The sequence below is a fragment of the Caballeronia glathei genome (assembly GCF_000698595.1).
GTDB lineage: Bacteria > Pseudomonadota > Gammaproteobacteria > Burkholderiales > Burkholderiaceae > Caballeronia > Caballeronia glathei.
In genome coordinates this window covers 20,034-32,550 of the sequence record NZ_JFHC01000040.1, presented here as the reverse complement: position 1 = coordinate 32,550, position 12,517 = coordinate 20,034, and the positions used below count along the sequence as shown (strand labels likewise).

Sequence of the window (12,517 nt, the reverse complement as noted above, 5' to 3'; positions counted from 1 at the left end):
GATTCCAGAACTGTTCTGTTCGCGGGGCATCGTCGCTCAGACAACGAGTGCTTCAGCAAGCGGCTTGCACGCCGCTTGCTGCAGCAATCTGACCGGCAACCGACGGGCCCGTACCGATGCGCGCATCCGGTCCGAAGCGCTCAGGAGCCGTTGCGCGGTCTTCATGACGCCGTTGGCCTCGGGCTCCAGGCGAGACGCGTGCTCATCTTTCATTCCGACCGCTCCGGCTTACACGATGAATGCAAACAATTTGACGGGCAGCACCGCATCGCCCATGGCCATCCGGCCCCTCACGCGCGGCGACTACAAGACCTTGTGGCTCTCGTCGCTGGGCGGCGCGCTGGAGTTCTACGATTTCATCATCTTCGTGTTTTTCGCGCCGGTCATCGCTCAGCTCTTTTTCCCGCCGGACATGCCGGACTGGCTGCGCAGCGTGCAGACCTTCGGCATCTTCGCGGCGGGCTATCTGGCGCGGCCGCTGGGGGGAATCATCGTGGCGCACTACGGCGATCTGCTGGGACGCAAGCGCATGTTCCTGCTGAGCGTGCTGCTGATGTCGGTGCCGACGCTGCTGATGGGCGTGTCTCCGACCTACGCGACAGCCGGTGTCATGGCGCCCGTGTTCCTGCTGATCCTGCGCATCCTGCAAGGCGCCGCCGTGGGCGGCGAAGTGCCCGGCGCCTGGGTCTTCGTTTCCGAACATGTGCCGGAGAAGCATGTGGGCTACGCCTGCGGCACGCTGACCGCGGGTCTCACCGCCGGCATTCTGCTCGGTTCGCTGGTCGCCACGGCGGTCCACAAGAACTTCGGCACGCACGAGATCACCGCTTACGCTTGGCGGATTCCGTTCCTGCTCGGCGGCGTGTTCGGGCTGATCTCGGTGTACTTGCGTCGCTGGCTGAGCGAGACACCGGTGTTCGTCGAAATGAAGCAGCGCCGCTCGCTCGCGGCGGAGATTCCGCTCAGGGCCGTGCTGCGCGACCATCGCCTGGCGGTCGTCGTTGCGATCGTGCTGACGTGGATGCTCTCCGCGGACATCGTCGTGGTGATCCTGATGACGCCGCAGGTGCTGCAGAAGCAGTTTCATCTGAGCGCCGAGACTGCGCTGATCGCCAACTCCGCAGCAACGCTCGCGCTCGGCTTCGGATGCATCACGGCGGGATGGATTGCCGGGCTCGTCGGCCCGCGCAGGACGATTGCTGTAGGAGCGGTCGCCCTGGGGGCGTGCTACTACCTGCTGTTTCGCGAAATGGCTGGGCACCCGGGGTGGCTCGTGCCTCTCTATGCGTTGAGCGGATTCACCGTGGGGGTGGTCGCGGTTATTCCGTTTGTAATGGTCAGCATGTTTCCCGCCGTCGTGCGCTTTTCCGGCATCTCGTTTTCGTACAACCTGTCGTATGCGGTGTTCGGCGGCCTGACGCCCATCGCGGTTTCCGTGATCATGAAATCCAGCCCGCATGCGCCGGTGCTCTATGTCAGCGCACTTTGCGTGGTCGGTATCGCGTGCACGCCGTTCATCAGGACAAAGCCCCGGGATGTCGCGCTCAATTGACATCGATCGCGCTGCGCGCCTTTCTCGCCTCGACGGCGCGAGGCTACCTCACGCCCTTGACGAGCCGGTTGCGCACGTATTCGAACAGCGTCGGATGAAACCACAAGGTCGAGGGCAGGACCCCGGGCTTCACCTCCGCTCGCCGCGAAACGATATCGTCGATTGCGTTTTGCATGAGCGGAATGGCGGCCGCCAGCTGATGCACGGGGTAGGTGTTGAAGTTGTCGCGGCGCTCCGGGCGAATGACCTGCTGATAAAGAACGCCGCCCGTATCGATGCCCGGATCGACCAGATGAACCGTTACGCCGCAGTTTTCGGGGTCGCCGCTGACAAGCGCCCAATAACCGCCGTGCACGCCGCGGTATTTGGGTGTGATGCCCATATGCGTATTCAGGAAGCTGACGTCGACGCAGCGCAGTACCTCCCTGGAGATAATGCGCGTTCCGTTGATGACGACGACATCGGGGCATGTCTGCTTCAAAAGCTCGATCGTCCGGCTGCTATTGATATTATCGACTTTTGATACGACATTTGCGGGTATGGCGTCGCGATTCAATGCATAGCGCTTGAGAAGCTGATCGATCCGCTTGGCCGACAGTTTCGCCGCAAACGTATTCGCGACGAGAAACAGCAATTGACCCGCCGTTCTCATCATGCCGAGACGCCTGATTTTCTTCGTTATGACATGCGTTGCAGGAGGCTTGGCCTCCATGATGACTCGTTCGATACTCACCACGCCTGCAAGACTGTTATACATCACGGCCGATGAAAGCCGGTCCGCGCATAACATCACGACACGCGGCTTATTGCCTTCCATGCATTTTCTCCAAGTTCGCTCAGTTCGCCCATATTGAGTGAGCGGAAGCCGTGAGTCTTTTCGAGCGCACTGTAATGCTCGGCGATCTTCCGAAAGAACGCGATATTCCGGTCCGTATCTTTTCCGAAATTGTGCGGATGCCACCAGAGGTGATAAAGGCGCTTGTTCACGGCGGCATCGGTCATTGCATTTTTTATTCGGCGCAGCCGCAGGCCATCCAGTACCGATAGCTTCTGGTCATATGGCCGTAAAAAGCTGCTTGCCGGAAAATTGAACGGCGCGCGCCGGATGCACGATTCGAACGAATGCGTATTGTGGCCGGACAGATTCAGATATGCATCGGCGAGCCGGGCGGCTCGTTGAAGCCGGCTTTGTCCCGCTCTGTCGGACGCTTTGTACATGCTGCTGGTCTGATTGCCCCGATAGCACTGCACGCCGAACTTCGGCAGCGAGGCGAGATAGGTTTCGTTCCATTGATTCCTCGGGAATACGAGGCTTTTCATGGATAAACCGCGCGAATTTGCCACCTCGACTGCGCAATGAATATCCGCTTCGAATTGCGCGACGTCCTGGCCCTTTTCCAGACAGTAATAATGCGAAAACGTATGCGTGGCGACTTCCTGCCCATTCTGGGCGGAAATGTCGCTTATTAATTCGGGCGCGAAGTGATAGATCTTTTCCAGTGAGGCATTTTCAGAAATATAATCGTACGGTGATAAACTCTGATGTTCGTAAGTGGGAAGACTCTCCGGGAATTTCTCCCTGAGTTCGGCCGCATCTTTGCAGAACATGAAGCCGACTACGGCCCACGTCGCGTGAATGTCATGACCGCGGAAAACCCGCAGCAATTCGGGCACGACGCGCTGCACCCCGCGAAGATTCTCCCCGTATCCTTCAATAGTCCGCTTATCCCTGACGCCCCAGTACAGTTCGAAGTCAAGCGACACGGTGAAGACGCCGTATTCCAGACTCATCTTTCGGCCTCGCATAGCGCGTCGTCGCGCGCTTAATTGAATTGTATGAAGCTCGACGACTTCGAGGAATCGCATGGAATCATCGAAGAAAGCGCGCTTTCGTTGTTGTTAATGTAAAGCATTTAGTCGCCCGCGGGCGCCCGGCGCCGGACTTGAAATAGTCCGATATGAGGGGGAAGGCACATAGTTTCCTTTCATGTTGTAATATTTTAATTGAGGGAAATTGTGTGCGATCTCGCACAGTTTCCCCGGTGAGCGATCCTCTAGCCTGAAATCGGCTTCTTAATAACCGGCATGAATGGTTGTTAAAGCACGGCAACGTTTGCATTCACGATTGCCGTCGTATTGGTCTGCCGATTTCAGTAAAAAAATGAAGATCGTTCATGTAATTTCGGGTTTGCGGGTGGGCGGTGCGGAAACGGCGCTTTTGAATCTCGTCTCCGAATCGCGCGAGGCCGGCGTGCGGCACCTGGTGATCTCCTTGTCTTCCGCGGATGCGATGGCCGAGCGTCTTCGCGCAGCGGGAGCCGAGGTCAGATTGCTTGGAATGCGCCCGGGCATTCCGAATCCGCTGCATCTGGTTCGCTTGACCCAATGGATCGTTGCGGCGAGACCGGACATCGTCCAGACGTGGATGTACCACGCGGACCTTCTGGGCGGCGGCGCCGCATTGCTGGCCCGGCTGGCGTTGCGGATCAACGGCTCCGGCCACCGGCTCGCGCTCGTCTGGGGCATCCGCCGGACCGAGGTGCCCACGGTGAAGGTCGGCGTCCTTCTCAAGCTGCTCGCGCGGGTCTGCGCGATGACGTCCAACTGGATGCCGGACCAGATCATCTGCTGCGCGGAGGCGGCGTTCAGGACGCACGCCGACTACGGCTATGCGCGCGCGAGGATGCGGGTGATCCATAACGGCTTCGATATTCAAAAGTTCGTGCCCGATGCCACGGCAAGGGCCAGCTTTCTGGGTGAGCTCGGCCTGCCTGCACGCTCGATACTCATCGGCATCGTGGGACGCGCCAACCCCGCCAAGGACTACGACAACTTTCTGCGCGCGGCGGCGCTGCTTCATCAGCGCGTGGCCGACTGCCACTTCGTCATGATCGGACGGGAAGTCGACGATCGCAATGAACCGCTCGCACGCAGCATGGGCGAGCTCGGCCTGCGCGGCGCTTGTCATCTGCTTGGCTCCCGCAATAACCTGCACGAGATCATGCCGGCCTTCGACATCCTGTGTCTGTCTTCACGAACCGAGGGCCTGCCGACCGTCGTGGGCGAAGCCATGGCGTGCGGCGTGCCTTGCGTGGTGACCGATGTCGGCGACACCGGGCAACTCGTCGGCGATACCGGCCGGATCGTCCCGCCGTGCGATTCCGTCAGGCTTGCCGGCGCGCTGCAGGAGATGGCGATGCTCAGCCGGGATCAGCGCAGGGACCTGGGCAAGGTTGCGCGCGAGCGGATCGTGCAGTCCTTTTCTATTGCCGCCTGCTGGCAGAAATACCGGGACATGTACACGATGCTGCTGCGCGCAAAGGGTGTCACGCTTTAGCCGGGTCCGTCGGCAGCCGCTCGCGGGCGGCGCTCACAGAAAGTAGCTGTAAAGGCCCGACGAGTACTTTTTGAAGACGTCATAGCCGATCACCAGAACGATGCCCGTGATCAGCCAGAGAACGAGCTTGTTCTTCACGCGGATCGACGGGAGCAGGAACGGGATCATCAGCGTCGAGTAATAGCCGATGCGAGCCATCCCGAACGGATACACGAAGAACGAGACGATGAGAAACACCAGGATGCCCGCATACATGGTCGAGATCTGGCGGGTCACGCTGGCGCTCACCGGATCTTCGGTTCGCTCGTCCCGCGTCCGGACGATCAGGTACGGTATGAGCGTGAAGATCACGAGCGCGATCAGATAGTTGAGCGTGTAGTTTTCCTGCTGGTCGTACTCGACTAGCCGCCGTCCGCCGAAGATGTTGAACAGCAGCGACGACAGGACGGCCATCGTCGTCGCGGCGGCGCTGACCGAGAGCAGGTTGAGCAACTGGCTGCGCTTCACGCAAAGACGCGCGATGATCAGAAAGATTGCGGGATAAGCAAAGGTCGTATGCACGAGGCTCGCGAGGGCCGCACCGCGAACGGGCTGCTTGCGGGCGAACGCGAAGTACATGGCGATTGCAAAGGCGAAGCCCTGCCGGATCTGGAAGAGCCCGACGGTTGCGAGCGCGTCGGGAATCACGGCCCAGAGAACGAGGCTGATGAGCGGCCAGCGTGTCTTGCTGAGCGCGTAGATCATCAGCGCGTTGAGCGCGAGCACCGTGATGCGCACGCCTCCTTCCGGCGAGCAGCCGAGGGTATTCAGCGCGAGGACCCAGGCCCGCCAGCCGAGCTCTTCGGTCACCATCCGGATGACGAAGATGGTGCCCGTCAGGCTTCCGTCCCACAGGTTCGTGAACCAGTAGATGTTGGTGTCCCGGAAGTACTGGACGTAGTTGTCCTGGTCGAGCAGGTAGGTGCGGTCGCCCAATCCGAGCGCGCTCATGATGAGCGCTGACAGCGTAAGGAAAGCCATCAGGGACAGCAATCGCAGCCGCACGTCGGCGGGAGTTTCGCCGGGCTGCCTGTATTCCTGGGTGAAGAATGATCTCATTGGCGATACCCGGTGACGGTTGAATCTTGTTATGAAATTCCGTGTCCCCGAGGCTACCGGTGCGGATGGCCGTGATCTATGCGCAACCGCACATCGATGCCGGCCGCGGGCCGGCGGGGCAACGCACGTCCGGGGTATTCGCATGACAGCGGTGCCGGAAGCCGGCGATGCATTTCGCCATGCCGCCGCTATGGTCATGCAAATCTCGCTGCGCGCTGTGCGGCCCATGCGCCGGGCACATGAGCGGCCCCGGCGCGACCGGCAAGCAGCCAAGCGGCGTGAATTGTGTGAGTTCGTACATAGCACCGCTCTGCGTCGCAGTAATCTGGTCGCGAGGGAAAAATGCCCGCAGTCAAATCAAAGGCATAGGTGTATGCGACTGGTTGCCGGCACCGCCGCGCACAGATAAATACTCTATAACGCATTGTTCCAAAACGGGGTGCGCGAATGAATCGCGACAACATCTTCGGGGAGAACGCGCGCATGTACGCGCGTGAACCGCTATTTCAGAACCCACCAGAGCGGATCGCGCAATCGCGCATGTCACGCTTTGCCGCCGCGCTCGAGGATTACACCGGCGAGCGCTTCGCGGACTACCCGGCACTGCATGCCTACTCCGTGCGCGAATACCGCCGGTTCTGGCAGTGCTTCCTGCACTGGACCGAAGGGATGGAGTGGTCCGGCAGCGCGGAGCCGGCCTGCGTCGGCGACATTTGCGAGAGCGCCCGTTTCTTTCCGAACGTCGCGCTGAATTATGCGGACAGCCTCCTTGGCCGCGAAATTGCCCCCGACGATGCACCCGCGCTGACCGCCTGCTACGCCGATGGCCAACGCGAAACCATCACGCGCGGCGACCTGCGCGGGCGCGTCGCGCGCCTCGCGCATTCGCTGAGCGAGCTCGGCCTGCGTCCCGGCGACCGCGTGGTCGCGATGATGCGCAACGACGCTCAGGCGATCATCACCGCGCTCGCGGTGACGGCGCTCGGCGCGACCCTGTCGACCGCGGCGCCCGAAACCGGCGTGCAGGCGATCCTCGACCGCTTCGCTCCGCTCGAACCGAAGATGATGTTCGCGCACACGACGCAGCGCTCGTTCGACACGTCGGGCTCGATCGCCGCGCACGTGGCGGCGGTGGCCGCCGCGTTGCCGACCCTCACCGACATCATCTGCCTGGACGACACGCCGCTGCCGAGCACGGTGAAACAGCAAGGGCATCTGGTACGCGACCTGATCGTGCGCGGCGACGCCGCGCAGTTCGTCTGGCGCTTCTTCCCGTTCAATCATCCGCTCTTCATCATGTTCTCGTCGGGGACGACGGGCAAGCCCAAGTGCATCGTCCACGGCGCGGGCGGCACGCTGCTCGAGCACCTGAAGGAACATCAGCTGCACAGCGACCTCGGTCCCGGCGACAAGCTCTACTTCCACACGAGCTGCTCGTGGATGATGTGGAACTGGCAGCTCTCGGCACTCGCGGCCGGCGTGGAGATCGTCACGTATGACGGGCCGGTGACGGAAGTGGACACGCTCTGGCGGCTCGTCGCCGACGAACGCGTGACCGTGTTCGGCACGAGCCCCGCGTATCTGAAGATGAGCGAGGACGCCGCGCTCGAACCCGGCAAGCAGTTCGACCTCACCGCATTGCGCGCGATGATGTCCACCGGCGCCGTGCTCTACGACTCGCAGTTCGAATGGGTATGCAGGCAGGTGAAGCTGCTGCAGCTTCAGTCGATTTCGGGCGGCACCGACATCATCGGCTGCTTCGTGCTCGGCAACCCGAACCTGCCTGTTTACGCGGGCGAAGCGCAGTGCCGCAGCCTCGGCCTCGACGTGCAGGCGTGGGAGCAGGGCGCGCAGACCTCGATGACGGGCGAACTGGTCTGCGCGAATCCGTTTCCGTCGCGCCCCCTCGGTTTCTTCGGCGACACCAACGGCTCGCGTTTTCACGCAGCGTATTTCAAGGAAAATCCGGGCGTCTGGACGCACGGCGACATCATCGAGTTCTCCGCGCAAGGCTCGGCGCGCCTGCACGGGCGCAGCGACGGCGTGCTGAATGTGCGCGGCATCAACGTGAGCCCCGGCGAGATCTACCGCATCCTGAGCGGTGTCGAGGAGATTCATCAGGCCATGGTCGTGCCGCAGGCCGCCGACACCGCGAGCGGCAGGGGCCAGCGCGTGGTGCTGCTGCTGGTGCTGCGCCGCGGTCAGAAGCTCAACGGTGCGCTCGCCTCCCGCGTGCGTCGCGACCTGATGCGGCAGGGGTCGTCGGCGCTCGTGCCGGATGTGATCGTCGAAGTGGGCGCGCTGCCCTTCACGCATAACGGCAAGGCGTCGGAAGCGGCGGCGCGCGACGCCGTGAACGGCCTGCCCGTGCGCAATCTCTCGTCGCTTGCCAATCCGGCATCGGTCGAAGGCATCAGCCGGCATCCCGCGCTGTCGCGCGAGCGCCGCGAGCTGCCGGAGCCGGGCAAGACAGCCGAGCAGGTGGAAACCTATCTGCGCGCGCTCTGGGAGCAGCTTTTCAGCTTCTCGCCGATCGGCATCGACGACAACTTCTTCGAACTCGGCGGCCATTCGCTGCTCGCCGCGCAGATGCTCGCCGAGGTCAAGCGCGCAACCGGACGCACGCTGCCGCTCGCGACGCTCATCATCGCGCCGACCATCGCGCGCCTCGCGGGCGTGATTGTCGACGAGAGCGTGCCGGGCGCGCATCCCAACCTCGTGCCGATGCGCGCGGGCCGCGGGCGGCCGGTTTTCATGCTCCACAGCATCACGGGCTCCGTCATGGAGTGCCTGACGCTCGCCGGCACGCTTCCAAGCGAGCGGCCCGTGTACGGCCTGCAGGCGAGCGGGCTCGATGGCGACGAGGCGCCGCAGCGGCGGGTCGAGGACATGGCGAGCGCCTATATCGGGCAGATGCGTGCCGTGCAGCCGGACGGCCCGTATGCGCTCGTCGGGTATTCGTTCGGCGGCCTGGTGGCGTTCGAGATCGCGCAGCAACTCGTCGCCGCGGGGGAAAAGATCGAGCTGCTGTGCCTGCTCGATACCTACGTGAACGAGCGCTATTTGCCGCTGATTCCGCGGCTGCGCTTTCAGTCGGGCGTGGTTGGCGAGCGGGTGCGGGAGTTTCGTTCGCTGTCGGCGCACGACCGCCTGGGCTACCTGAGGGACCGGGCGTTCGGCGCCGCCGACCGGATCCGCCTGCGGCTCGGGATAATGGCGCGCAAGCCCGCGCCGGGCGCGCAAGGTCTGCCGATCGCGCTGCAGCAGGTGCGCGAGTCGATGCGCGTCGCGATGACGACGTATCGCCCGCGGCGCTATCTGGGCGGTCCGATCTTGTATGTGCGGGCCTCCATCAGGGAGGAGGGCCAGGGCGATCCGTTGCCGGCGTGGGTGCGGGTGGCGAAGCGAGGACTGCTCGTCAAGCCGGTCGACGGACTGCATACCGACCTCATCGTCGAGCCGAACCTCGCGACGGTGGCGAATACGCTCGTGCGCGAACTCGCCGCCGCGTGACCTTCGACGCGGCGCGCAGCCGGACGACGAACTCGTTCCGGCTGCGCTGCGCGGCAGCTGTTGCTGCGACACGCCGCGAACAACACGTTCGGACGACGAGACCGTAAAACCGGCTGCATTAAGCCCGACCGGTTTGAAACCATTCATCGCCAGCGAAAAGGTTAATCGGATAGCGGCGCCTGTTTAAAATCATTGCCGATATCGCCATATTTAATCGGCGACCTCAATTCATGTCCCGGCGTGCGTGAAGGCATTCGTCAGGATGTGGATATCGGACTTTCTGGTCGTACGTTTTATGGTTTTCCCTATTCGGTTATACAAAAGCGTCCGGATTACGTGTGCCGGCGAATACGCAAGGAATTCCTTGTGCCTCAGAGGGTTATTGAGGCGCCTGCGAATGTTGCCGAGGCCGCTTATGGGGCGCCGGTGGCGGCGCGATTTGTGTGCACTATCGCGCATACTTGCCAAATGGTCTGCCGTATCTTGCTTTCGAGAAAAGACGATTATCACCGCGTCGTCTCGGGGACTTCCAGGGAAAATAATGATGAATACTTTTAAACAGCGCCGTCGCAGCGGTCTGCCTTATATCTGAATCAATTCACCAGAGAGCATCAGTTTTTCGAGTCCTATTTTCTTATCCGGCGATCAATGTCGATTGTTGGTATGCGGATGAGAAGGGTGCGCGTCTTTTCCATGCCTGAATCCGCATGCCCGCGTGATCAAAGAAAACTCAGTGACGAGACCTGTCCATGAAACAGAAAATTCAAGCGTCAGACGTACTAGTCGACCGTGGGGATGAATTCGATCTTGGATCGATCATCGACACGCTGGTCAATCACCGGGTCATGATCGCGGTGACGGCTACGGTCATCCTTGCGCTGGGCGCGCTCTACGCGTTCTGCTCGACGCCGGTCTATCAGGCGAATCTCGCGATCAAGGTGGAAGACAACACGTCGACCAACATTCCGGACGCGCGGGACCTGGTGCGCAATGCGACTTCGCTGTTCGAGGACAAATCGTCGGCCGAGGGGGAAATGCAGATTCTCCGCTCGACTTCCATCGCCTCGCAGGCCGTGGATGCGCTCAAGCTGTACATCACCGCCGAGCCTGCGCGCCTTCCGGTGTTCGGCGGCTTCATCTCGCGCCGCAACGACGCACGGTGGACGCCCGGCATCTTCGGCTGGGGCGGCTACGCCTGGAGCGACGAATCGATCAACGTCGCGACGTTCGACGTGCCGAAGAAGGAAGAAGGCAGCGCGTACAAGGTGATGGCCTTGACCGCCGGCCAGTACCAGCTGAGCGGGCCGGGCCTGGAGCAGCCCGTTACCGGCCGCGCGGGCGTGGAGGAGAAGTTCCAGACGAGCCGCGGGCCGATCACGCTGCTCGTGAACAAGATCGACGGCGAGCACGGCACCGTGTTCAACGTCACGCGCAACTCGCGGCAGTGGACCGTCGACCAGCTGCAGCGGCGCCTGCAGATCAGCGAGCAGGGCAACAAGTCGAACGTGATCGGCGTCGTCATGCAAGGCTCTGATCCGGTTCTCGTGAGCGCGACGCTCAACGAGATCGGCAAGGAATATATACGGCAGAACGTGGATCAGAAGGGCGCGAACGCCGAAAAGTCGCTCAACTATCTCGAGCTGCAGCTTCCGGCGGCCAAGCGCAACATGGAGCAGGCGGAGGAGAAGTACAACTCCTACCGCAACAGCCATGGCCTGCTCGACGCGGACGAAGAAGCCCGGCTCATCCTGCGCCAGGCCACCGAAGCGGACTCGCGCCTCTTCGACCTCAGGCGCCAGCGTCAGGACCTGATCTCGCGCTTCGCGCCGACGCACCCGAGCGTGACGGCCGTGGACCAGCAGATCGCCGCCACCAACAAGTATGTGGAAGGCCTCGCATCCCGCGTGAAGGCGATGCCGTCGGCCGAGCAGGGCGCGCTGCGCCTGATGCGCGACATGCGCGTGAGCTCGGATCTGTATGCGTCGCTGCGCAGCAACATCGAAACACTGCGGCTCGTCAAGGCCGGCAAGTCCGCTTCAGTGCAACTGGTCGACAGCGCGGACGTGCCCGAGCGCCCGATCAAGCCGGTCAAGTCGCTCGTGCTGCTCGTCGCCGCGATCCTGGGGCTCTTCATCGGTGTCGGTCTTGCCTTCGTGCGCGACTTCCTGTTCAAGGGCGTGGCCAATCCGAAGGACCTGGAAGCGCGCACCGGCCTCTCCGTGTACGCAATGATTCCGGTCAGCGACCGTCAGAACGAGCTGACGAAGAAGATGGCTGGCGATACGGCCGAGAAGCTGACCCTGGCGTTCCGCTATCCGATGGACCCGGCCGTGGAAGCGCTGCGCACGATGCGGTCGGCGCTGCAGTTCGCGCTGAACGGGGAGCGCAACAACGTGGTGATGCTCGCGGGCCCGCTGCCCGGCATCGGCAAGTCGTTCCTTTCGGCGAACCTGAGCACGCTGCTCGCGGCGGGCGGCAAGCGGGTGCTGCTGATCGACGGCGACCTGCGCCGCGGCCATCTGAACCAGTACTTCGGGCTGTCGCGCGCAGAAGGACTTGCCGACGTGCTCGCCGGCAACCGTCCGATGGAGGAGATCGTTCACAAGGAGGTGCTGCCCAACCTCGATGTCCTGCAGTGCGGCGCCTACCCGCAGGATCCGGCCGAGCTGCTGCTGAACGCGCGGTTCACGGAGACGGTCAGCACCGCCTCGGAGCAGTACGACATCGTGCTCATCGATGCGCCCGCCATTCTTGCCGTATCCGATACGGTGACCATGGCGCCCGTCGCGGATTCGATCTTCCTGGTCGCGCGCTTTGCGGATACGCGTGCAGGCGAGATCGCCGAGTCGGTGAAGCGTCTCGAGCAGTCGGGGGCGAAGGTGGAAGGCATCCTGCTCAACGGTTTCAAGGTGAATCGCAGCAACTACGATCAGGCACGGCGGTACGGCGGCTACGCCTACACCGCGTACTACTCCGATTCGAAATAGCGGGGGGCCGTGCGAAGTCCGGTACTTGTT

At 62.4% G+C, this 12,517-nt stretch carries 8 protein-coding genes; 4 read left to right on the top strand and 4 right to left on the bottom strand.

From position 1 onward, the window contains the following. Window positions 1–36: 36 nt before the first annotated feature. On the bottom strand, window positions 37–213 hold the full coding sequence (locus BG61_RS42905) for a hypothetical protein (RefSeq protein ID WP_161783694.1): 177 nt from the start codon (window positions 211–213) through the stop codon (window positions 37–39). A gap of 22 nt (window positions 214–235) precedes the next feature. Here BG61_RS42905 and BG61_RS23190 point away from each other — a divergent pair, with 22 nt between their 5' ends. Further along, entirely contained in the window at window positions 236–1,552 is a 1,317-nt protein-coding gene (locus tag BG61_RS23190; protein ID WP_035934384.1) for an MFS transporter, read from the top strand. A 43-nt stretch (window positions 1,553–1,595) separates the two neighbouring features. Here the strand turns inward: BG61_RS23190 and BG61_RS23185 are convergent, their stop codons facing one another. After that, complete coding sequence (locus tag BG61_RS23185; RefSeq protein WP_199241973.1) at window positions 1,596–2,369, bottom strand: formyl transferase; 774 nt, start codon at window positions 2,367–2,369, stop codon at window positions 1,596–1,598. Further along, window positions 2,342–3,343, bottom strand: coding sequence for a polysaccharide deacetylase family protein (locus BG61_RS23180; protein WP_035934603.1), 1,002 nt, complete (start codon window positions 3,341–3,343; stop codon window positions 2,342–2,344). Before BG61_RS23180 ends, BG61_RS23185 begins: the two co-directional genes overlap by 28 nt. A 370-nt stretch (window positions 3,344–3,713) precedes the next feature. Here BG61_RS23180 and BG61_RS23175 point away from each other — a divergent pair, with 370 nt between their 5' ends. Further along, window positions 3,714–4,889, top strand: a complete 1,176-nt coding sequence (locus BG61_RS23175; RefSeq protein ID WP_035934382.1) for a glycosyltransferase — start codon at window positions 3,714–3,716, stop codon at window positions 4,887–4,889. 33 nt (window positions 4,890–4,922) lie between these two features. Here the strand turns inward: BG61_RS23175 and BG61_RS23170 are convergent, their stop codons facing one another. Next, the gene (locus BG61_RS23170) at window positions 4,923–5,987 is read right to left on the bottom strand and encodes a hypothetical protein (protein ID WP_052040553.1); all 1,065 of its coding nucleotides are present in this window, start codon (window positions 5,985–5,987) and stop codon (window positions 4,923–4,925) included. Between the two features lie 447 nt (window positions 5,988–6,434). On the opposite strand from BG61_RS23170, the gene BG61_RS23165 reads away from it, so the two are divergent. Beyond that, the gene (locus BG61_RS23165) at window positions 6,435–9,500 is read left to right on the top strand and encodes an acetoacetate--CoA ligase (RefSeq protein ID WP_035934381.1); all 3,066 of its coding nucleotides are present in this window, start codon (window positions 6,435–6,437) and stop codon (window positions 9,498–9,500) included. A gap of 749 nt (window positions 9,501–10,249) precedes the next feature. Then, complete coding sequence (locus BG61_RS23160; RefSeq protein ID WP_035934379.1) at window positions 10,250–12,487, top strand: polysaccharide biosynthesis tyrosine autokinase; 2,238 nt, start codon at window positions 10,250–10,252, stop codon at window positions 12,485–12,487. The last annotated feature ends 30 nt before the right edge of the window (window positions 12,488–12,517 follow it).

Excerpts from the sequence above, each read along its gene's own strand:
- BG61_RS42905 (WP_161783694.1), bottom strand. The coding sequence starts at position 213 with ATGAAAGATGAGCACGCGTCTCGCCTGGAGCCCGAGGCCAACGGCGTC.
- BG61_RS23190 (WP_035934384.1), top strand. The coding sequence starts at position 236 with ATGAATGCAAACAATTTGACGGGCAGCACCGCATCGCCCATGGCCATC.
- BG61_RS23185 (WP_199241973.1), bottom strand. The coding sequence starts at position 2,369 with ATGGAAGGCAATAAGCCGCGTGTCGTGATGTTATGCGCGGACCGGCTT.
- BG61_RS23180 (WP_035934603.1), bottom strand. The coding sequence starts at position 3,343 with ATGAGTCTGGAATACGGCGTCTTCACCGTGTCGCTTGACTTCGAACTG.
- BG61_RS23175 (WP_035934382.1), top strand. The coding sequence starts at position 3,714 with ATGAAGATCGTTCATGTAATTTCGGGTTTGCGGGTGGGCGGTGCGGAA.
- BG61_RS23170 (WP_052040553.1), bottom strand. The coding sequence starts at position 5,987 with ATGAGATCATTCTTCACCCAGGAATACAGGCAGCCCGGCGAAACTCCC.
- BG61_RS23165 (WP_035934381.1), top strand. The coding sequence starts at position 6,435 with ATGAATCGCGACAACATCTTCGGGGAGAACGCGCGCATGTACGCGCGT.
- BG61_RS23160 (WP_035934379.1), top strand. The coding sequence starts at position 10,250 with ATGAAACAGAAAATTCAAGCGTCAGACGTACTAGTCGACCGTGGGGAT.